The sequence below is a fragment of the Streptomyces herbicida genome, from assembly GCF_032656585.1.
GTDB lineage: Bacteria > Actinomycetota > Actinomycetes > Streptomycetales > Streptomycetaceae > Streptomyces > Streptomyces herbicida.
This window is the reverse complement of record NZ_JAUYWJ010000013.1, coordinates 59,309-80,532: the sequence shown is the minus strand read 5'-3', so window position 1 is coordinate 80,532 and position 21,224 is coordinate 59,309. Positions and strand designations below refer to the sequence as shown.

19 protein-coding genes and 2 pseudogenes are annotated in these 21,224 nt (G+C 68.4%); 13 read left to right on the top strand and 8 right to left on the bottom strand.

Going from position 1 to position 21,224, the window contains the following annotated elements; translation table 11 throughout:
* Both Q8A52_RS26345 and Q8A52_RS26340 read left to right on the top strand, forming a co-directional pair.
* Positions 1–1,263, top strand: coding sequence for an MFS transporter (locus Q8A52_RS26345; protein ID WP_316755860.1), 1,263 nt, complete (start codon positions 1–3; stop codon positions 1,261–1,263).
* A 64-nt stretch (positions 1,264–1,327) separates the two neighbouring features.
* Positions 1,328–1,780 carry a cupin domain-containing protein gene (locus Q8A52_RS26340; protein WP_316755858.1) on the top strand — a complete coding sequence of 151 codons (453 nt, stop codon included), beginning with the start codon at positions 1,328–1,330 and terminating at the stop codon, positions 1,778–1,780.
* A gap of 71 nt (positions 1,781–1,851) precedes the next feature.
* Here the strand turns inward: Q8A52_RS26340 and Q8A52_RS26335 are convergent, their stop codons facing one another.
* The 7 genes from Q8A52_RS26335 to Q8A52_RS26305 form a co-directional block, all read right to left on the bottom strand.
* The gene (locus Q8A52_RS26335; RefSeq protein WP_316755856.1) at positions 1,852–2,400 is read right to left on the bottom strand and encodes a nucleoside deaminase; all 549 of its coding nucleotides are present in this window, start codon (positions 2,398–2,400) and stop codon (positions 1,852–1,854) included.
* 2 nt (positions 2,401–2,402) lie between these two features.
* Complete coding sequence (locus tag Q8A52_RS26330; protein WP_316755854.1) at positions 2,403–3,263, bottom strand: LLM class flavin-dependent oxidoreductase; 861 nt, start codon at positions 3,261–3,263, stop codon at positions 2,403–2,405.
* Positions 3,264–3,353: 90 nt separating this feature from the next.
* Positions 3,354–4,586, bottom strand: coding sequence for an MFS transporter (locus Q8A52_RS26325; RefSeq protein ID WP_316756245.1), 1,233 nt, complete (start codon positions 4,584–4,586; stop codon positions 3,354–3,356).
* A 366-nt stretch (positions 4,587–4,952) separates the two neighbouring features.
* Positions 4,953–5,978, bottom strand: a complete 1,026-nt coding sequence (locus Q8A52_RS26320; RefSeq protein WP_316755852.1) for a transporter substrate-binding domain-containing protein — start codon at positions 5,976–5,978, stop codon at positions 4,953–4,955.
* 113 nt (positions 5,979–6,091) lie between these two features.
* Positions 6,092–7,129 carry an ABC transporter substrate-binding protein gene (locus Q8A52_RS26315; protein ID WP_316755850.1) on the bottom strand — a complete coding sequence of 346 codons (1,038 nt, stop codon included), beginning with the start codon at positions 7,127–7,129 and terminating at the stop codon, positions 6,092–6,094.
* Positions 7,130–7,185: 56 nt separating this feature from the next.
* Positions 7,186–8,496 carry an O-acetylhomoserine aminocarboxypropyltransferase/cysteine synthase family protein gene (locus Q8A52_RS26310; RefSeq protein ID WP_316755848.1) on the bottom strand — a complete coding sequence of 437 codons (1,311 nt, stop codon included), beginning with the start codon at positions 8,494–8,496 and terminating at the stop codon, positions 7,186–7,188.
* The gene (locus Q8A52_RS26305; RefSeq protein ID WP_316755846.1) at positions 8,493–9,524 is read right to left on the bottom strand and encodes an isopenicillin N synthase family dioxygenase; all 1,032 of its coding nucleotides are present in this window, start codon (positions 9,522–9,524) and stop codon (positions 8,493–8,495) included. Before Q8A52_RS26305 ends, Q8A52_RS26310 begins: the two co-directional genes overlap by 4 nt.
* Positions 9,525–10,115: 591 nt before the next feature.
* Here Q8A52_RS26305 and Q8A52_RS26300 point away from each other — a divergent pair.
* The 3 genes and pseudogenes from Q8A52_RS26300 to Q8A52_RS26290 all read left to right on the top strand — a co-directional run.
* A complete protein-coding gene (locus Q8A52_RS26300; protein ID WP_316755844.1) occupies positions 10,116–11,477 on the top strand; it encodes a bifunctional o-acetylhomoserine/o-acetylserine sulfhydrylase in 1,362 nt (453 codons plus the stop codon).
* On the top strand, positions 11,474–12,619 hold the full coding sequence (gene metX, locus Q8A52_RS26295; protein ID WP_316756243.1) for a homoserine O-acetyltransferase MetX: 1,146 nt from the start codon (positions 11,474–11,476) through the stop codon (positions 12,617–12,619). The genes Q8A52_RS26300 and metX overlap by 4 nt, the downstream gene beginning before the upstream one ends.
* A 180-nt stretch (positions 12,620–12,799) precedes the next feature.
* Positions 12,800–13,249 (top strand): annotated as a pseudogene (locus tag Q8A52_RS26290) (formylglycine-generating enzyme family protein); the annotation flags it as partial.
* A 153-nt stretch (positions 13,250–13,402) separates the two neighbouring features.
* Here the strand turns inward: Q8A52_RS26290 and ssuE are convergent.
* Complete coding sequence (gene ssuE / locus Q8A52_RS26285) at positions 13,403–13,960, bottom strand: NADPH-dependent FMN reductase (protein WP_316755842.1); 558 nt, start codon at positions 13,958–13,960, stop codon at positions 13,403–13,405.
* An 864-nt stretch (positions 13,961–14,824) separates the two neighbouring features.
* Here ssuE and Q8A52_RS26275 point away from each other — a divergent pair.
* The 8 genes and pseudogenes from Q8A52_RS26275 (at position 14,825) to Q8A52_RS26245 (ending at position 21,221) form a co-directional block, all read left to right on the top strand.
* Entirely contained in the window at positions 14,825–15,067 is a 243-nt protein-coding gene (locus Q8A52_RS26275; protein ID WP_408649249.1) for a hypothetical protein, read from the top strand.
* A gap of 288 nt (positions 15,068–15,355) precedes the next feature.
* Positions 15,356–15,925, top strand: a complete 570-nt coding sequence (locus tag Q8A52_RS26270) for a winged helix-turn-helix transcriptional regulator (RefSeq protein WP_316755841.1) — start codon at positions 15,356–15,358, stop codon at positions 15,923–15,925.
* Positions 15,926–15,937: 12 nt separating this feature from the next.
* Positions 15,938–17,167: an acyl-CoA dehydrogenase family protein gene (locus Q8A52_RS26265; protein ID WP_316755839.1), complete on the top strand. Its 1,230-nt coding sequence runs from the start codon at positions 15,938–15,940 to the stop codon at positions 17,165–17,167.
* A gap of 282 nt (positions 17,168–17,449) precedes the next feature.
* The gene (locus Q8A52_RS26260) at positions 17,450–17,908 is read left to right on the top strand and encodes an RrF2 family transcriptional regulator (RefSeq protein ID WP_316755835.1); all 459 of its coding nucleotides are present in this window, start codon (positions 17,450–17,452) and stop codon (positions 17,906–17,908) included.
* A 138-nt stretch (positions 17,909–18,046) separates the two neighbouring features.
* A complete protein-coding gene (locus tag Q8A52_RS49100; protein ID WP_361614562.1) occupies positions 18,047–18,148 on the top strand; it encodes a putative leader peptide in 102 nt (33 codons plus the stop codon).
* A gap of 210 nt (positions 18,149–18,358) precedes the next feature.
* The gene (locus tag Q8A52_RS26255; RefSeq protein WP_316755833.1) at positions 18,359–19,465 is read left to right on the top strand and encodes an aliphatic sulfonate ABC transporter substrate-binding protein; all 1,107 of its coding nucleotides are present in this window, start codon (positions 18,359–18,361) and stop codon (positions 19,463–19,465) included.
* A gap of 38 nt (positions 19,466–19,503) precedes the next feature.
* Positions 19,504–20,301, top strand: a complete 798-nt coding sequence (locus tag Q8A52_RS26250) for an ABC transporter ATP-binding protein (RefSeq protein WP_316755831.1) — start codon at positions 19,504–19,506, stop codon at positions 20,299–20,301.
* Positions 20,302–20,343: 42 nt separating this feature from the next.
* Positions 20,344–21,221 (top strand): annotated as a pseudogene (locus Q8A52_RS26245) (ABC transporter permease).
* Positions 21,222–21,224 lie beyond the last annotated feature (3 nt).

Genomic DNA, 21,224 nt, shown 5'->3' with positions numbered 1-21,224 from the left:
ATGTCTGTGTGGCAGCGCGTCCGCGGATGGCGCGGGTCCATGCCCGGAGGGTCGGTCGGCATACGGCTGGCCGTGATGGCGATGATCGACGCGGTGGGCACCGGTGCCTTCCTGGCCGTCTCCGTGCCGTTCATCACCAGGTCGGTCCACCTGTCGGAGGGCAACCTCGGTCTCGGCCTGACCCTGTCCGCCGCCATCGCCCTGGGCACGGCGATCCCGATCGGCATCCTCGCCGACCAGATCGGCCCGAAGAAGGTGCTGGTCGGGGTGAGCCTGTGGCGCTGCGCCTGCTTCGTGGTATATCCGCTCGTCCAGAACCTGTGGCAGTTCCTGACCGTGGTGTGCCTGCTCGGCCTGGTCGACAAGGCGGCGGCACCGATGGAACAGGCGCTGGTCGGGCAGGCGACGGCGACCGACGACCGGGTCAGGGTGGTCGCGATTCTCCGGTCGCTGCGCAACGTCGGCTTCACCGTCGGCGCCCTGTTGGGCGGTATCGGGCTGCTGATCGGCACGCGGGCGGGATACACCGCGATCCTGCTGGTCAACGCAGCTTCCTTCGCCGTACTCGCAACCCTGGCCTCCCGGCTGCCGGTGCTCAGCGCGCCGGCCAAGAGCCTGCGCCGGCGTTTCTCGGTCAGTGTGCTGCGGGACGGGTCGTTCCTGTCGTTCACCGGGATCAATGCCGTGCTCACCATGCACATGACCCTGCTGAGCATCGGCATCCCGCTGTGGATCGTTGGGCACACCGACGTCTCCTCCGCGCTGATCTCCCCCCTGGTCGCGGTCAACACCGTGCTCGCGGTAGCCCTGCAGGTGCGCGCCAGCCGGGGGACCGAGACCATCGCCGGCGCAGCACGGGCCCTGGTGTGGGCCGGCATCTCCCTCGCCGTCTGCTGCCTGCTGCTCGTCGCGGCGCCGAAGCTGCCGATCCTCCTGGCCGTCGGCGCGCTGCTGCTGGCCATGGTCGCGCTGACCGGCGGCGAGTTGTTCCAGTCCGCCGGCGGCTGGGGCGGCTCGTATCTGCTCGCGGTGCCCGGCCAGGAAGGCGTCTACCTCTCGGTCTTCTGGCTCGGCGTGGCCATCCAGCAGATCGCGGCCCCGATCCTGGTCAGCCTGGTCGTCACGACCGGCACCACCGGATGGGTTGTCCTCGCTGCACTGTTCGCGGTCTGCGGCCTTGCGGCGCCGGCCATCGGCCGGTGGGCGCAGGCACAGGCGGACAGCAGGACGCAGCAGGACCCGAGCCTGGCCGAGGCCACGTAACCACCCCTGCATGTCTACCCCGCGTAGGCGAGTCGGCACAGTAGATCACCACTTAAGGAGAGAAATGTCCGTTCCGCTGTATGTTCCGTCCGGCGAAGGCGAGTTCGTCAACATCAGGGACACGAAGAGGACCTACCTCAAACTCACCACGGCGGACTCCGACGGCGAGTTCGGCCTCTTCGAGCACCACATGGCTCCGGAGGCGAGCGGTGCCAGCCCGCACATCCACAAGAAGTCCACCGAGATGTTCTACGTGGTGAAGGGCGAGATCGAGTTCACCATCGGCGACCGCAAGGTGGTGGGTGAGCCCGGCGCGTTCGCCTACGTCCCCAAGGGCGAGCCGCACGGCTTCACGAACAGGGGCAACGAGGACGCCACGCTGCTGATCATGTTCTACCCGATCTACAACCGCGAGGACTACTTCCGCGGCCTGGGGCGCCTCACGGCCAACGGGCGCAACCCCAGCCTGGAGGAGCTGCAGGAGCACATGGCGAAGTACGACCAGTTCATGGTCTGACCCGCGAACCCGTGGCAGCGACCGGGGCCTGGCAGCGAATGCGCTGCCAGGCCCCGGGGTTCGTGCCACCGTCAGTCGGTCGCGCTGTTCCTGGTACGGAAACGCCACTGCAACTCACGTACCTGATCGGCGAGTTCGGGCACCGGGCCCGCCACCTCGAGACCGGGGACGACATCCTGGATGGACAGCGGACTCAAGGGCGAGGTGACGGGCACGCCCCACTCGGCCTTCCAGTCCCGGGCCTGCTGGGACGAGCTCGCGTACACGATCCGGCCCAGTCCGGCCCACCCGTGCGCGGCTGCGCACATCGGGCAGTGCTCACCCGAGGTGTACACGGTCGCGGTGGCCCGCTCCTCGGGGCTCAGGTGAGTCGCCGCCCAGCGGGCGAGTTCGAACTCGGGATGCCGGGTCGGGTCCCCCGTGGTGGACTCGCGGTTGCGGTCCTCGGCCAGAATCTTGCCGTCCGTATCGACGAGAACGGATCCGAACGGCCAGTCACCGGCCTCCACCGCCTCGGCCGCCAGCTCGATGCAGCGGCGTAGATAGGGCAGTTCGGCCTCGCTGACGGTGACGGCGCGCTCGGCGCTGCTCTCGGGAAAGTCGTGGTCGTTGAGGGCCACTGTTACTCCGTCTCTGTGGGGGTCGGCTGTGATCGCTGCGCGGCCACGGTCGCCAGCGCCTGCCACGCCACCTCGGGCCGCAGGGTCTCGTTCGGATCGCCGTGGTACGGATCGAGCAGCACGGTTTCTGCACCGGCTAGGCGCAACTCCTCGATGTCCTGGAGAATCTGCTCGATGGTGCCTTCGCCGGCCCGGCGATCCGGGTCGTCGATCGGCTTTTCGGCGAGCCGGAGATAGATACGCGGCGCCAACTCCGGCACCGGCTGATCGAGCACGGCCGAAATATTCTTCAGTCGATCCACGGCGTCCCGGAACCAGGGCATCGTGAACCGCAGTGGATGCCATGGAGAACCAAGACGTACGGCCCGATGTATTGCGGCATCGCTGTTGCCGCCGACCCAGATGGGAATCTGTCCGCAGCCATAGTCGGCGTCGTTTTTCCATGCGGCACGTATGGTCCGCAAGTGTTCGTCGGTCAGGGCACCACGCCGCTCGAACGGGACGCCCAGCGCCTCGAACTCTTCTCGGGCCCAACCGACTCCGACGCCGAGGATCAGTCGGCCGCCGCTAAGTTGCTGCAGGTTGGCCGCCATGCGGGCGACCAGCAGGGGGTGCCGGTAGGGCGCGATGAGAACCGTCGTACCCAGCTTTATCCTGGTGGTGATTCCGGCCAGCCAGGCGAGAGTTGTGACAGGTTCGTAAAATGGAGCAGGATATTGTTTGGCGACATCCGATGTGATCGCCACATGGTCGGAGAGCATCAACAGGTCGAAGCCGAGACCCTCCACGGTTTTGGCCCAGCGGGCCAGGCTGTCCGGGTTTGTTCCCGGGCCGAAGTTGGGGACATTCACACCTATCCGCATGACTCAACACTAGCAACTGTGTTCCACCGGCGTGCAGTTGTCGCCAAGTCTTTCGGTAACGCGAATGCATGAGGAGTGGCGGCCAGTCGGTCAGTTGTCGTGCGATGAGTCGCAATTCTTGGAATCTGGCACGCGCGCGGTTCGAAGGTCCACGAGGAGGAATGCGGCCAGGACGGCCGACGTTGCCGGGAAAAGGGTGGACGGGCCACCGAGGGAGAGCAGGGGGCCGCCCGCGAGCGAGCCGATTCCGGTACCGCCGTCGAAGGCAAGGTTCCACGCGACCCCGGCCACACCGAGACCGGCGGGGCTGTCGCCGGCCGCCTGCATGACGAGCACCAGCGTGGCGCTCTGGATGGCGCCGAAGCCCACTCCGAACAGGGCAGTACCGGCCAGCAACAGAGACGGTTCATGGGAGGCCGCGCCCGCGGCAGTGCCGAGCGTGGTGACCAGAACGGCAGATGCCAGCACCCGGCGGCCCCCGTACCGGTCGATGAGCCGCCCGGCGCCGAGCCGGGAGAGCACGGTGGAGGCCTGCGCGGCAAGCAGCGCCTCGGGCGCGGCCGAGGCGGTCAGCGGCAGGAAGGTGAAGACGACGCCATAGGCCGTGGTGGAGGCGGTCTCCACCATCAGGGGGCCGGTCATGGGGCGCAGCGGCTGCCATGTTCCGCGCAGGGTCCGTGGGCGGTCAGAGCGGGGTCCGGCGGGGCGGGCGGGGGCTGCTGCGCGAGGGAAGCCGAACGAACCGGCCAGAACCAGAGCGGCCGCGCCCGCCGCCAGGGCGAAGGCGAGCGCGCACGCCCCTTCCCGGGCCAGGGCGGCGCCCAGAGGCGCCCCCAGAACGCCGGCGACACCGACCACCGCGCCGTACCAGCCGATGGCGCGCCCCCGGTTGCCGGACGGGAACAGCTCAGCGGTGAAGGTGACACCGGCGACGACGAAGACGCCGAAGCCCAGCCCGCGCACTGCCGCCAGGCCGGTCAGGGCCGGCAGTGTGGAGGCAGCCGGCAGAACCAGGCAGGGCAGCCCGAGCAGCGCACCACTCACCGCGAGTGAGTGCCGCCGTCCGAGCCGGGCGAAGAGCCACGGCGTGAAGGGCTGTACGACCAGAGTGGCTAACATCAAGGTGGCGGTGAGCGCTCCGGCGCTCGACGGTCCGGCACCGGAGCGGACGGCGTACGCAGGCATCACGGAAAGCATCAGATTGAAGCTGGCGAAGCCGCCGAACGCGGCGGTCAGGGCGCCTGCTACAGCTGCCCGCCTCCGCCCGGCGGACGGCGCCGGGCAGCGGTCGGTCGACGCGGATGAGTGTGCCGGCGTGATCATCGCCCCCCCGATGAGCCAGGTGTGCATCGAGTCCTGTCCGGGTTGCCCGTCGCGGACGACACGTACCTCCCCCGGTCGATGGTCTTCTCGACGGGCGCCCCATGGCTGCCCACGTGATTCACCTGTGAGCAAGGTTCGGTGCTGGCGTGGCACCTGAGCACCGCATGCCTGGTCATCATTGGCTGTCCGCCCCAGGGAAACGTGCAACCTCGAACGCGACTGCATCAAGCACGCCCCGAGCCGAACACGCCAAGGACGCTGCTGGTCATGACGGTTCGGCATCTTCGCAGTGATGACGCGGCCGAGTGCGGCCGAGCCCGCTCCGGGCCCCACAGGTGGCGATGTGGGGCCCGGAGCGGAGGCGGATCAAGAGTTGTCGAGCGGCAGTCCGGGCGGGTTGACCTCGGACTTGGCGACGGCCTCGTTGGAGAGATTCCAGGCGGCCAGCCACTTGGCGTACTGACCGTTCTTGATCAGGTAGTTGATCGCGTCGGCTATCGGCTTGGCGAGACCGCTGTCCTTCTTGGAGGTGGCCGCGATCAGGCCTTGTAGCGAGACGCCGGCGCCGGAGAACGTGCCCGCGTTGGCCGTGGGCTTGTTCGTCTTCGCGGTCTGGGTGATGTGGTAGGAGATGGTCGGGTTGGGGCCGAAGTGGGCATCGATCTTGCCGCTGCCGAGGGCCAGGTAGACGCCGTTGTTGTCCGGGTAGTGCTTGACGATGAGCTTCTTGCCCTCGTTCTGCAGCTTCTTCTGCCACTCCAGGAGGATGCGCTCCTGGTTGGTGCCCGCACCGACCTCGACGGTCTTGCCGGCGAGGTTCTCGTAGTTGCCGTCGAACTTCCAGTTGCTGGACTTCAGCACCTCGAAGGCGAGGTTGTCCTGCCGGTAGGAAGCGAACTCGTACTTCTTCTTGCGCTCCTCGGTATCGGTGACGTTCGAGAAGGCCACGTTCACCTTGCCACTGTCGATGCCGACGAAGAGGTTCTCCCAGGTGAAGTTCTTGCTCTCCGGCTTGAGGCCGAGGACCGCGGCGACGAGGCGGCCGATGTCAGTCTCGGAACCGGTGAGGGTCTTCTGGTCGTTACCCACGTAGTCCAGGGGGGCGGAGCCGGACGGCAGAGCGCCGTGGCCGATGACCAGCTTGCCGCTCTTCCTGATGGCATCGGGCAGCTCGGCGCTGATCGACTTCACTTCGGACACCTTGAGGGTGGTCTCCTTGGCAGCGCCGTTCGAGAACTGACCGATGGTCACACTCCCGGCCGCTGCGTTGTTCGTCTTGGTGGCGGCGTCGCTGTCACCGCCGCAGGCGGCGAGCCCGTTGGCGAGGGTGGCGACGGCGGTCGCCGCGGTGATGCCGCGTATCAGGCTGCGTCGGGTGAAGTGGGTAGACATGGCCGTTCCTTGTCGCTGAGGGAGGGTGGTGGCGTGGAGGGAGATCTCGTGGGTCGCCGTGGGGCCGCGGTGGGTCAGAGGACCTTGCTCAGGAAGTTCCTGGTCCGCTCGTGCTAGGGCTTGTCGAGGACCTCGGAGGGCGGGCCTCTGTTCGACGATCTTGCCGCCGTCGATGAAGACGACCCGCTGGGCGATCTCGCGGGCCGATCTCGTGGGTGACGATGACCAGGGTGGTACTGGTGAGCGCTCCGCGCCCGGACGTCCTTCGTGGGGCCCGAGGCGTTGCTCGGCGCGAGAGTGAACCTGTCGGTCGTGTCACCCCGTAGCACCGTGTACTTACTCTTGTCGGAGAACGGCTGGAGCAGATCCGCCTGCGCTGCCGTCTCGATGTCGGGCTGGCCGGTCTGCTGGACGTTCTTGGCGGCGTTGCCGTCGTTGATGTGGTGGAAGTCGACCTTGGCTTTCTTGCCCCAGTAGGCGTCGCTACGCACGACGGTGATGCAGGAACCGCGCTTCCAGGCGTTCAGCTTGAAGGGCCCGGTACCGTTCTCCTCGTCGGCGGGCGTGAAGGAGTCGGTGCCCTTCTTGAAGACGATGCCCGCTCGTCCCGTCAGGCCCCAGGTGAAGCCGGTGTCACGCTGCTTGAGGTTGACGCCGTCGGTGTGGTCGTCGGAGGCGGACCCGCTCTTCACCGATGCGAGCGCCGCCGCGTCGGGGTTCCTCGAGCCGGCCTTCGTCACCTGCTGCAACGACCAGGCGGCGTCGGCTGCGGTGACCTTGCTGCCGTCGTGGAAGGTGGCGTCCCTGGCGAGCCGGAACGTGTAGGTGCGCCCGTCGGACGACTCCGCGTACTTGATTGCCGGGCTCGGCTTGACCTTGTCGTCCTCGTCGCGGGTCAGCAGGCCCTGGTAGATGTTGCCGAGCAGGATCCGGTCGAGCGCCGCGCCCGCTGTCGAGGCGATGTCGAGGCTCGTCGGCTCCAGCACGAGGCGTACGTCAACGGCGGCGCCGGTGTCGATCTCGTGCGCCACGGCCTGGCTGCTCTGTCCGCAGTTCGCCGGGTCGTCGGCGGAGCCGGTGCCGCAGGCGGTCGCGGCCGGGCCGACGAGCGCTGCGGTTGCGGCGAGCCGGACGGCGGTGCTGCGGCGCATGACGGATCGTGCTTCTTGGCTGTGGGCGGTGCGTGGATCACGGAGGCTGTCGGTGCTCATACGGAGGCCGCTCTCAGGCCTGCTTCGAGGTCGGCGATGAGATCGTCGACTCCTTCCAGGCCTACGGAGAGCCGCACCAGGCCCGGGGTCACACCTGCCGCCGCCTGCTGACCGGCGTCGAGTTGGGCGTGGGTGGTGGAGGCGGGATGGATGACCAGGCTGCGTACGTCGCCGATGTTCGCGAGATGGCTGAACAGCCGTACGCCTTCGACGAAGCGGCGGCCGGCTTCCAGTCCGTCCGCGAGTTCGAAGGCGAGGACCGCTCCGGCGCCGCGCGGCAGGTACCGCTTGGCCTGGGTCTGCCAGGGACTGGACGGTAGGCCCGCATAGTGCACTCGGCCGACCTGCGGCTGTACCTCCAGCCATGCGGCCAGTGTTTGGGCGTTCGCGACGTGCCGTTCGATGCGCAGGCTGAGCGTCTCCAGCCCCTGGAGGAGCAGAAAGCTGTTGAAGGGGGAGACCGCCGGTCCCAGATCCCGGACCAGGCGGGTGCGCAGGCGCAGCGCGTAGGCGAGACCGAGGTCGGAGCAGGAGTCCCAGAAGGACAGCCCGTTGTACGTCGGGTCGGGGCGCGTGATGCCGGGCCACCGGTCGGGGTCTGCACCGAAGTCGAAGTGGCCGCTGTCGACGACGACCCCGCCGATGCCGGTGCCGTGTCCGGACAGGAACTTGGTGGTTGAGTGCACGACGATGTCGGCGCCGTGCTCGAAGGGGCGCAGCAGGTAGGGCGTGAGCACGGTGTTGTCGACGACGAGCGGGACGCCGATCTTGTGGGCGATGCGGGCGACGGCCTCGATGTCGAGGACGTTGCCGCGTGGGTTGCCTATGCTCTCGCCGAAGAGGGCCTGGGTGGTCGGGCGTACGGCGGAGTACCACGCCCCCAGGTCGTCCGGGTCGTCGACGAAGGTGACATCGATGCCGAAGTCGGCGAACGTGTACTCAAGAAGGGTGCGCGTGCCGCCGTAGAGGGAGGAAGAGGCGACGATGTGGTCGCCGGTGCGGGCCAGGTTCAGCAGGGCCAGGGCCGTCGCGGCCTGTCCGCTGGCCACCGCCACGGCCGCCGAACCGCCCTCCAGGGCCGCGATGCGCTCCTCGGCCACGGCGGTGGTCGGATTCGACAGCCTGGTGTACGCGTGCGTGGTGAGGTCGGAGAGTTCGAAGGCCGCAGCGGCGTGGGCGGTGTCGCGGTAGACGTAACTGGTGGTCTGGTGGATCGGCACGGCGCGTGCGCCGGTGGTGGGGTCCGGTACGGCGCCCGCGTGCACCTGACGCGTCTCGAACTCCCACCCGCTGCCGTCGCCACTCATCGACCGCCCTCACGCTTCGCCAGGACGTCCGACCACCAGCGTTCGGCGACCCGCGGATGCGAGCGGAGCCAGCCGACCACGGCGTTCTCCCCGAAGGCAGCCAGGAGGGGATTGTCAGGGTCGTCGGTCACACCGCGGCTGCGGGCCACGAGCTCCGGTGGCAGCTGAAGGGCCTTGACGACTGCGTCGAGGCGCGGGCCGAGGAAGAAGGGGATGGAGTAACGGCTCACACCTGACTGCGGGCTTATCACCCGGTGTTGAGTGGCCTTCAGATAGCCCTGGGTGGCGATCTCCAGCATCTCACCGATGTTGAACACGAAGGCGTCCGGCAGGGGTACGGCGTCGATCCAGCAGCCGTCCTCGCGCTGGACCTGAAGCCCGCCGACCTCGTCCTGCTGCAACAGGGCGAGATAGCCGTAGTCCTTGTGTGCGCCCACTCCCTGGTCGGCGTCGTCGGCGGGGCGCGGCGGATAGTGCACGATCTTGACGTGCACGGCCGCCTCGTCGTCGAACCACTGGTCGAAGTAGCCCTCGTCCTGTCCGAGCGCGGCCGCCAGTGCCCGCAGCACCTCCCGGCTCACTCGCAACGCCTCCGTCTGCCAGCGCAGCACGATGTCGCGCAACTCAGGTAGCGCGGAGGGCCATTGGTTCGGCCCGACGAGACGGAGGTAGTCGGGATCGCCGGGTCCGACCTCTACGGCCGCGCGCTCCGGACCGATGTCGATCTGCTCGCGCCAGTCGGCGCTGGCGGCCGTGTACTCGGTTCCAGCGCGCGTATACCCGCGGAACTGGGGCGAGTTGAGGTTCTCGATCTCCAGTCGGCGCTCTTCCGGAAGAGCGAAGAAGGCGCGGGCCACGTGCAGGGCCTCGTCCCGTACGGACGAGGGGACGCCATGTCCGGTGACGTAGAAGAAACCCACTTCGTGGGCGGCGGCGCGGAGTTCGGCCAGGAAGGCGTCGCGGTCGGTGCCGGGGTCCCGGAAGCGGGAGATGTCGATGACGGGGAGAGCGGCGGTGGGCTGTGCCATGGGATTCCTTCGCGGCGGCAGCGGACCCGGACGCGGCGGCGCGCGCGGAAACGCCTTAAGGGAACGGTCGATTGCCGACAGAGCAGAGGGGTGCGCCGAGAGCAGGTTGGGGAAGGGAGGGTGAGATCGCGGGCCGTTACACGACGGTCAACGACAGATCTCATCGAACTGGTCGGCGCGGCGGCTCACCCAGAACGGGTCGAGCAGCACCGTGTGTGCCTGGCCAGTGGTCTCCATGGTCGGATCAAAGCACACGCTTGCAGGTGCGTCCACTGAGTGTCCCGACGGGTGAGACAGCGACCGGCCGGCGCCCTTGCCGAGCGCCCGAGGCATCGTCACCCTCCAAGTCGTGCTGGTGCGCCCTCACCATCTGTGGTTACCTGACCCCATGACCGTGCTTGTGACCCGCCGCCACGTTGACTACGTGCGTGTCACCACCACGTGTTGTTCCGCCGTGAGCTGACGCCGCGCTCCGGCATCTGATCCCCTTCTTCACCACCGCGCCACACCGTCCTCAGCCCTGTCCGCTTCTGTCCGGACAGCCGCCGCGGTCTCTTCACGCACCCCGCACGCCCCGCACAAGGGAGAACCATGAGCCAGCCGATCGACTCCGTCACCGCCGGCCACACCCCCGAGGACGAACCAGCCGGCCCCGACACCTCGGCCTGGTCGTTCGAGACCAAGCAGATCCACGCCGGCGCCGCGCCGGACCCGACGACCGGGGCACGGGCGGTGCCGATCTACCAGACCACCTCGTTCGTCTTCCGCGACACCCAGCACGCCGCCGACCTGTTCTCGCTCGCCGAGCCGGGCAATATCTACACCCGTATCCACAACCCGACCCAGGACGTCTTCGAGCAGCGGATCGCCGCACTCGAAGGCGGGATCGCCGCGGTGGCCCTGGCCTCCGGGCAAGCCGCGGAGACCCTCGCCATCCTGACTCTGGCAAGCGCGGGCGACCACATCGTCTCCAGCACGTCCCTGTACGGCGGCACCTATAACCTCTTCCGCCACACCCTGCCCAAATTCGGCATCGAGGTGTCCTTCGTCGACGACCCGGACGACCTCGGCGCCTGGCGAGCGGTGATCCGGCCCAACACGAAGGCCCTGTTCGCCGAGACACTCGGCAATCCGCGCGGCAATGTGCTCGACGTACGGGCGGTGGCCGACGTCGCGCACGAGGCGGGCGTCCCGCTGATCGTGGACAACACCGTGCCGACCCCGTATCTGTTGCGGCCCATCGAGCACGGCGCAGACATCGTCGTCCACTCCGCGACCAAGTTCCTCGGCGGCCACGGCACCACCATCGCCGGTGTCGTCGTCGACGGCGGCACCTTCGACTTCGGCGCGCACGCCGACCGCTTCCCCGACTTCAGCGAACCGGACCCCAGCTACCACGGGCTGCAGTACTGGCCCGCGCTCGGCCCGGGCGCCTTCGCCATCAAACTGCGCGTCCAACTGCTCCGCGACGTCGGGCCCGCCCTCTCCCCGCACTCGGCCTTCCTGCTGCTGCAAGGCGTGGAGACGCTCAGCCTGCGCATCGAACGGCATTCCGCCAACGCCCAGGCCCTGGCCGAATGGCTGGAACAGCGCGACGAGGTCGCCGCCGTCCACTACCCGGGCCTGGAGTCCAACCGGTGGTACGAGGCAGGGCGGCGCTATCTACCGCGGGGCGCCGGCGCGGTCCTGGCCTTCGAACTGCGCGACGGGGTCGAGGCCGGCAAGCGGTTCGTCGATGCCGTCGAGCTGTTCAGCCATCTCGCCAACATCGGCGACGTACGCAGCCTCATCATCCATCCGGCGTCCACCACCCACAGCCAGCTGGACGACGCGCAGTTGGTGGCGACCGGCACCTCGCCAGGCCTGGTTCGTCTGTCGGTCGGCATCGAGAACCTAGCCGATCTCAAGGCGGACCTGGAGGCAGGCTTCCGCGCGGCGAAGGGCACGTCCTGAACACGGTACTGGCGACCCCCGAGTTCCCCCTCCCGCCGGCGTCCGGGGCCTGGCGGGAGGGGGACCCTCCGGGGCGCCGCCAATGGCATCTGCGGGAGAGCCCGCTGCCGTTGGAGGCCGGCGGTGAACTGCCCGGTGTGCGACTCGCGTTCGAAACCTGGGGGCGGCTGGCACCGGATCGCTCCAATGCAGTACTGGTGCTCCACGCGCTCACCGGCGACAGCCATGTCGCCGGACCGGCCGAACCCGGTCACCCCACCCCCGGCTGGTGGGACGGGCTCATCGGGACCGGTCTGGCGTTGGACACGGACCGCTGGTTCGTCGTCGCTCCCAACGTGCTGGGCGGCTGCCAGGGCAGTACCGGACCGTCCTCAAGGCGTCCCGACGGACACCACTGGGGCGGCACCTTCCCCTCTTTGACACAGCGCGACCAGGTCACTGCGGAAGCCGGCCTGGCCGACGCACTCGGCATCGACCGCTGGGCCCTGGTGGTCGGCGGCTCCATGGGCGGGATGCGCGCCGTGGAGTGGGCCGTGTCGTATCCGCAGCGCACGAGCGCACTTCTCCTGCTCGCCACCACGGCGACGGCAAGCGCGGAGCAGATCGCCTGGGCCAACATTCAGCTCCATGCCATCCGCAGCGACCCGCACTGGCGCGGCGGCGACTACCACGACACCGGCTGGGGCCCGCACGCGGGGCTCGGCCTGGCCCGCCGGATCGCCCACGTCACCTACCGCAGCGAGCCGGAGTTGGAGGTCCGCTTCGGGCGCACGCCCCAGGCTACGGAGGACCCCTGGAACGGCGGCCGGTACCAGGTGGAGTCCTATCTCGACCACCACGCCGCGAAGCTGGTGCGCCGCTTCGACGCGGGCAGCTATGTCGTGCTGGCAGACGCCATGAACAGTCATGACATCGGCCGCGATCGTGGCGGTACGCGCGCCGCCCTGCGCCGTGTGACGGCCAGGACGCTTGTCGCCGGCGTGAGCTCGGACCGCCTGTACCCCCTCACCCAACAGGCGGAGCTGGCCGCCGGGATCCACGCAGCAGACCACCTCCGAGTGATCGAATCCCCCCACGGTCATGACGGCTTCCTCATCGAAGTGGAGCAGGTCGCCGCGCTTGTACGCGAACTCGTGGGCTAGCGGCGGCCGTTCAGGTCCGTGGCTGGTCACTCATCTCCACGCGCCGCCGGCGGTGATTCGGCGGGGGCGGGGGAAAGCATGGCGGGTCCTCGTCATGAGGGCGAAACAGCGCGGGAGGGGTCGGTGCGGCCCGGGGCGCACGGCAGGCTGCTAGCGCGTAGGGCAGGGTGTCCGCGGCAGAACCACCCCGCCGTCCATGTGTCCTGGAACGACACACAGGCGTTCTGCGAGTGGTCCGGTACGAGGCTGCCCACCGAGGCGGAGGGGGAGTACGCGGCCCGCGGCGGCCTCGTCCGCCGCCGCTACCCCTGGGGCGATGAACTGGCCCCCGGCGGCCGGACGATGCTCAACATCTGGCAGGGTATTTTCCCCACTGACCACACGGGCCCGGCCGGACCCGGCACGGTACCCGCGAAGTCCTATCGCCCCAATGGCTACGGCCTCTACAACACCGTCGGGAACGTGTGGGAGTGGTGCGCCGACTGGTTCAGACCGGACACCTCGCGGGCGATGCGCGGCGGCTCCTACCTGTGCCACGACTCCTACTGCAATCGCTACCGCGTCGCGGCGCGGAGCCGCAACACCCCCGACAGCTCCACGGGCAACATCGGCTTCCGCGTTGCGGCTTGAGTGGCGGCCCGAGCCGCTGAGCGCCCACGCGCCAACTGTGCTTCATCGACGACGAGTACCTTGAACGCACTGTTCGCCGGGGCTTGCGTCATATCCAGCTACCGGGATCGTCGCCGGGCGCCCGTTCGTCGTCGACGGTCACGGTTAAGGTGCTCATCCGGCGGCCGCCAGCAGGGCCGTACGGCTGCCGAGGGCGTCGGAGAACTGGTCGACGACCTGTACGAGGGCCTCGCCCGCACCCGGCGCGACGGTCAGGGTGCCGTCGTCGTCCACCGCGATGTCCTTGTCGAGCGTGAACCAGCCCTGGACGATGTGCGCCGCGCCCATGGAGCTGAGCACCGGGCGCAGGGCGTAGTCGATCGCCAGGACGTGCGCCGTGGTCCCGCCGGTCGCAAGCGGTAGGACCGTCTTGCCGGCAAGAGCGTACTGCGGCAGCAGGTCCAGCAGGGACTTCAGCAGCCCGGAGTAGGCGGCCTTGTAGACGGGCGTGCCGATCACGACCCCGTCGGCGCGGGCGAACAGCGCGGTCGCCTCGACGATCGCCGGGTGCCGGAAGTCGGCACCGAGCAGAGCCTCGGCGGGGATGGTGCGGACGTCCAGGGGGACCACCTGGTGTCCCTGGGCCGTGAGCCGCGCATCCAGGTGGCGCAGCAGGCGGGCAGTACGAGAGGTGGCGGACGGACTTCCGGAGACGGACAGGACGGTGGCCATGGCGGACCCTTCGCGAGCGTGAGGTTGGCGCGGGATCGCGGTCCGGGGCCGCATACCACGGCGGTACTGCGGCCCTGTATCCCTGCGACGGCTACTTGTTGGTCTTGGGCGGTCGGGGCGGGTTGATCTCAGACTTGGTCACGGCTCGTCGTGCAGGCCCCAGTGCTCCAGCACCTTGGGTACGTGCCGTTGTGGATGATCTCGTTGAGCGCGTTGGCGAGCGGTCTGACCAGATCCACTGTCCTTCTCGGTGGTGGCCGCGATGAGGCCCTGGAGGGTGGCGTCGGCGCCGGAGTAGGTGCCGACAACCTCGGCCTTCCAGTGGTGGCCGCGTGGTAGCCAGCGGTCAGGTTCGGGCCGGGGTAGAGGTCGATCCGGCCGGACTGCAGGGCGGGGTGGGTGTCGCTGTCGTTCTAGTAGTAATTGATGTTCACCGGCTTCCGGCCGACCTCGTCGTTCTCCTTGCTCCACTCGATGAGCAGCTTCTCCTGGCGATGACGCTGGGCATGGGCTCAGGGCGAGGCCGGGCAGCGGCAGCACGTGTCAGGTCTCGCAGAACCGTCCATACGTGAATTCAGCGTGCGTTCAGCACGTGCGTACGACGGCGCCGCGAAGAGAGGAACTCGGCCCGCGACGGGGTCACCGAGGGAGCGAAGGGCCGGTCAGACGGCCCGCTGCCGCGTCAGGCGCAACACGCGGCGGACCACACCCGACCGAAGTCGATGTGGTCACGGGTGACCAGGCACTGTCCGGCATTCATGCAATTAATTGAGCAGTACATCTCGCCTCTCGTCAACTACGGCCCGGATGCCGGACCTGCCTTGAGCATCGTCAGCGTGCTGGCCGTGCGACCGGCCGTACTCGGTGCAGCTGGTCCACAACCAGACATACCAGGCCATCTCGCTGCCGATCGTCGCCACCCTCTGGTGCATCGCCGTCACCCACGCGCTCATCGCGGGGCAGTTCTACGCCGAACGCCGCTACGCGCGTGGCTCCGCCCGCGGGCTGCCGCCCACACCTCTGCAGAGACCAGGGCCCGTCTCGCCGCACTGCGTGGACAGGGCGACCGCACCCGACGCCCGCCGGGCGGTCGACGGCGACTGGTGAGGCATTCGCAGTTGCGTTCCCTATATTTCCTATCGATTTACTAGGGAAGTGTTGACGGCCCGTCCAACGAGTGCGCAAGATGATGCACATGTCCCACACGCAGCAACGACTCGTTCGTCGTCGGCATGTCGACTTTGGTCACGTCGTCAGTGCCGCCTGCTGTCGCGTGTAGGCACGCGGCTCACTACGTTACGCGTGTCACTCCGCTCCTTCTCCCTCACCCCAGATCATCAGGCGAACCCACCCACAGCGCCTGATGGCCCGACGTACTTCTGAAGGACGACCGCCATGACCACGGCACTTCCGGCCCAGGCCACTCCATCGGGTTCGCCGCTTTCCGACATTCGCCGTCTTCGCCTCGTTGGCGACACCGCACAGGACAGCGATGAGGGAAACGATTCCCCTCCCTTCGTCGGCTATCTCCTGCTCGTCCCCGAGGGCACCGACCCCGCCCAACTCTTCGCCAAGGACGTGACACGGCCGGAGATCCGACCGCTCGCCTACACGGACTCACCTCCCATGCAGCGGACGGAAGGTGGTGTCATCCGCATCGATGCCGAACGACATGTCGCAGAAATCGACGGACGCGAGCTGGACCTCACCTACCTGGAGTTCGGGCTGCTGGCTCATCTCGTTCTGCATCCCCACCAGGTGCATTCGCGCGAGCAGTTGATGACGGGCATCTGGGGCTACGAGCACATCGGCGACGGCCGCACCGTGGACGTCCACATCGCGCGGCTACGCCGCAAGCTGGGCAGGACTCACCGGCGCCGGATCGTCACCGTACGGCGCGTGGGCTACAAGTACGTGCCCGACCAGCAAGAGGGCCCCAACACCGCGCCCTGCCACCGAGCTTGAGGAGACCACACCATGGGCGCTGCCACCGCGTCGTCCGGACCCCCCAAGGAATCCGACCGGACCGTGCCCGGCCCTGCGCACTGGCTGCGCGTGGCCCGCGAGACGGCGGACGACCTGGCCACGGACGCGGTGGCCAGAGAGCATGCAGGCAAGGCCCCCTTCGACGAGGTGTCGGGGCTGCGTGAGGCGGGACTTCTGACACTCCTCGTGCCGGGCGAGCTTGGGGGAGGTGGCGCGGACTGGCACACGGCCTACGCAGTCGTCCGGGAGATCGCCGCCGCCGACGGCGCGATCGCTCAACTGCTCGGCTGTCACTACTTCCTGTCGTGGAGCACTCGCTTCTTCACCGAGCCCGCCCTCGCCGCTCGGGTCGAGCGGCAGTCCGCGGCGGAGGGCTGGTGCTGGGGCGGTGGTTTCGCCCGTCAGGAACCGCCGCTGACGCTGGCCAGGAAGGGCCGCGGCTATGTGCTCGACGGTCGTCAGAGCTACGCCACCGGGGTCCTGGTCGCCGACCGCCTCGCAGTGCGGGCCGTACGAGCCGACACTGGCGAACCACTCGCCGTCATCGTCGATCCCGCCCAAGACGGCGTGCGGATCGACGGCGACGCCGACACCTTCGGCCAGCGGCTCGCGGCCGGCGGCAACGCGGAGTTCGACGCCGTGCCGGTCGTCGCCCATGACGTGCTCGGCTCCCTCTCCGCGGACGATGATGCCCTGTCGCCCCTGACCGCCCTCACATCGCCGGTCGGACGTCTGCTCTCCGTCCAGCTCCTTCTCGGCATGGCCGAGGGAGTGCTCGCCGAAGCCCGTGAGTACAGCAGGGCGGGCCACTCGCCCTGGCATCCCGCCTGGCCGGTCGGCTCTCCCCAGGACCCGGATGTGCTGACCACCTACGGAGAACTCACCGTCCTCGCCCGCTCCGCCTCCGCACTCACCGAGCAAGCGCTGGAAGCCGTACGCGGCGGGCTGGCACGGGGCGAAGACCTCACCTACGACGAGTACGCGGACATTTCGGTCCTGGCGGCCATGGCTGAAGCCGCTGCTTCCAGGGCTGCGCAGGAGTCCACCACCCGTGCTCTCGACGTCATCGGCTCCCGCTCCGCGTCCTCGCGGCTGGGTTTCGACCGCTTCTGGCGCAATGCCCGAACCCTCACCCTGTACGAGCCCGTCGCCCACCGACTCCGCGACGTCGGGGACTACTTCCTGAACGGAGCGCACCCGCCCTTCGTCCTGCCTGTCTGACCGACAAGCCCTCGAGGGCCGGATCAGTGACAGGCGTGCTCCACGATGAATTGGTCTCGGTACCTCCCAGCCGCCGACTCGACATGAGGGACATTCGCCATGCGAACGTGGGCCGGCGCCCATGTAGGCGCGGTTGGAGAGCATCGTCCCGCCGACGCCGACGGCACACTCAACCACATCATCGAGGGCGACTACGCATCCACTACACCCCCTGCCACGGCCTGAGCACCTCGGCCGCCAGGTAGGGCACACCCGACCGAAGCAGTACGGGATAATGCGCATATGCGGATCTCAGCCAGGGCGGACTACGCAGTACGCGCCGCATTGCAGCTCGCCGCGTCACGGGATGACGGGCCACTGAAGGCCGAGGCCATCGCCGGCGCCCAGGACATCCCGCACAAATTTCTCGAAAGCATCCTGAACGACATGCGCCGGGGCGGTCTCGTCCTCAGCCAGCGCGGCGCCAACGGCGGCTACCGGCTGGCCAAGGCCGCCGCATCCATCAGCATCGCCGATGTCATACGCACCGTGGACGGACCGCTGGTCTCGGTGCGCGGGGTCCGCCCCCCGGAGCTGTCCTACACCGGCCCAGCCGAGTCGCTGCTCCCCTTGTGGATCGCGCTGCGGTCCAACGTGCGCGAGATCCTTGAGGGCGTGTCGCTTGCCGACGTCGCATCAGCCCAACTGCCCGTGGACGTAAGCGCATTGACCAACACCCCGGGCGCCTGGGCAAACCCCTGACAGGCTGGGCGACTCACAGGTTGATCTCATAGAGCGAGATAGCGACGTCCATCATGCGAACACCCCCTTGGAGTGAACGCCGCCTTCTGCCACGATCCCCATCAGCCAGGTAGGAATACTAGGGAACTGGGGGTGGCCATGAGAACGCTCGATCGCACAGGCCGGGTGCTGCCCCTTCTGACCTCACGTCGTCATATCGACCTCGGCCGTACGTCCAGCGCCATCTGTCGGCCCCTCTGACGCCGCAAAACCTGCCCCTCTCCGAACCGGCTCTGCCTCCATCGGCGGGGCGGACACCTCGGCTGACGGCGCTTCCCCACGTTCCATTTCTCAGCCCGCGACGGCATGTGCGCCGCTGACGGCCGAGGCGTGGAGTGTTGCGTGCCCGACAAGCTGTCGCCTCGCATCTTCGTATCTCCCTGATCGCCCACTCCCTGAGAGGACACCTCCGTGTCTGCCGCAAGACCGCTCACCACCCTGCGCACCGTCGCCGTCATAGCCGCACTCCCTTTCCTGCTCACCGCCTGCGGCTACGGCTCCGAGTCCACCGACGACGGCAAGCAGCCCTCGGTCGCGGCAGGCGCCAAGAAGCTCTCCGCCGACACGGTGAAGATCGGCTACTTCCCCAACCTCACACACGCCACCGCTCTCGTGGGCGTCCAGGAGGGTCTGCTCCAGAAGGAACTCGGCGGCACCACGATCAAGGCGTCCACGTTCAACGCCGGCCCCTCCGAGATCGAGGCGCTGAACGCCGGCTCCATTGACATCGGCTGGATCGGCCCGTCCCCCGCCATCAACGGCTACACCAAGTCGAACGGCAAGAACCTGCGCATCATCGGCGGTTCCGCCTCCGGCGGCGTGAAGCTCGTCGTCAACCCGAAGAAGATCAAGTCCCTGAAGGACGTCAAGGGCAAGAAGATCGCCACGCCTCAGCTCGGCAACACCCAGGACGTGGCGTTCCTCAACTGGGTCGCGGACCAGGGCTGGAAGGTCGACGCCGAGAGCGGCAAGGGTGACGTCTCCGTCGTCCGTACGGACAACAAGATCACCCCAGATGCCTACAAGTCCGGTTCCATCGACGGCGCCTGGGTGCCGGAGCCGACCGCGTCCAAGCTGGTCGCCGAGGGCGGCAAGGTACTGCTCGACGAGTCGACCCTGTGGCCCGACAAGAAGTTCGTGATCACGAACATCATCGTGTCCCAGAAATTCCTCAAGGAGCACCCCGACGTCGTCGAGGCCGTGCTGCGCGGCTCCGTGAAGACCAACGAGTGGATCAACGCCAACCCTGAGAAGGCCAAGGCGGCCGCCAACACGGCACTGGAGAAGCTCTCGGGCAAGGCGTTGCCCGCCGACGTCATCGACCCGGCCTGGAAGTCCGTCACCTTCCTCGACGACCCGCTGGCCTCCACCCTCAGCACCGAGGCGCAGCACGCGATCAAGGCCGGTCTCCTGGAGAAGCCCGACCTGAAGGGCATCTACGACCTCGCACCGCTCAACAAGGTCCTCAAGGCCGAGGGCAAGGAGGAGGTCGACGACGCCGGTCTCGGCACCAAGTAACGACAACCGGACCCGATGAGCTCCCAGGGGTGACGACCATGGCGACCACGAGCGCCAAGGCTGCCGAGGACGCCACGGCGGTAACGCACGCCGTCGGTATCGAGCACGTCTCGAAGTCCTTCCCCGCCCCGGGCACACCCGGCGGACAGCAGCTCGTGCTGGACGACATCACCCTCGATGTCGCACCGGGCGAGTTCGTCACCCTCCTGGGAGCCTCCGGCTGCGGCAAGTCCACCTTGCTCAACCTGGTCGCGGGACTGGACCTGCCGTCCGCCGGCTCGATCGAGACGGACGGTCGGCCCGCCCTGATGTTTCAGGAACACGCCCTGTTCCCGTGGCTGACCGCGGGCAAGAACATCGAGCTCGCGCTGAAACTGCGCGGGATCGGCAAGCCGCAGCGCCGACCGGAGGCGGAACGACTGCTGGAACTCGTACGGCTGCAAGGCGCATACCGCAAGCGGGTGCACGAACTGTCCGGCGGGATGCGACAGCGCGTCGCGCTGGCCCGCGCACTGGCCCAGGACAGCCGACTGCTGCTGATGGACGAGCCGTTCGCCGCGCTGGACGCGATCACCCGTGACGTACTGCATGACGAGCTCACCCGCATCTGGCGCGACACGGGACTGTCGGTGCTGTTCGTGACACACAACGTGCGAGAGGCGGTCCGGCTGGCCCAGCGGGTGGTGCTATTGGCCTCACGACCGGGACGAATCGCCCGGGAGTGGACCGTCGGCATCCCGCAGCCGCGCCGCATCGAGGACAGCGCCGTCGCCGAGCTGTCCGTCGAGATCACCGAAGCACTGCGGGGGGAGATCCGCCGTCACGGCCAGCACTGACAGCGGCGTCGACGTCGACGTCGCGAAGGACGGCTCCCCGGCATCCGAGGAGCCCCCCAGGACCCGCACAGTCTGACGGGGCTCGAGGCCGGGCTCGACGCGCTGGAGTCAGTGCAAGCCGGTCGCAGGCCGCTGCGCGAGACCCTGATACGCGAAGTGCTGCCGCCCGTCACCGCCGTCGCACCGGTGCTGGTGGTCTGGCAGCTGCGGGTGTGGGCCGAGGCCACCCCCGACTACGAGCTGCCCTCGCCGTCCGCCGTGTGGGGCGAGGTCCGCGATGCCTGGCTCCAGGGCAGGCTGGTCGGCTGCATCTGGACCAGCGTCTCACGTGGCCTGATCGGCTTCCTGATGGCGCTCGCCGTCGGTACGCCGTTCGGCCTGCTGGTCGCCCGGCTTGGGTTCGTCCGGTCGGCCATTGGCCCCATCCTGTCCGGCCGGCAGTCACTGCCGTCGGTGACCGGGGTGCCACCGGCCGTGATCTGGCTGGGCCTGAACCACTCGATGATGTACGCCGTGATCCTGCTCGGCGCGGTCCCGTCCATCGCCAACGGCCTCGTAGCGGGCATCGACCAGATCCCGCCCCTGCTCCTACACGCCGGACGAACACTGGGCGCGACCGGGCTACGCGGGGCCTGGCACATCGTGATGCCGGGGGCGCTGCCCGGCATCTGGCGGGGCTGAAGCAGGGCTGGGCGTTCTCGCGGCGGTCGCTGATGGCCGCCGAGATCATCGCCTCGTCGCCCGATCTGGGCGTCGGGCTTGGCCAGTTGCTGGAGAACGGGCGGAACAACTCCACCATGTCGCAGGTGTTCCTGGCCATCTTCCTGATCCGGCTCGTCGGTATCGCCATCGATCTGCTGATCTTCAGCCCGCTGGAGCGGCGGGTGCTGCGCAGCCGGGTCCTGCTGGTCACACGCTGAACG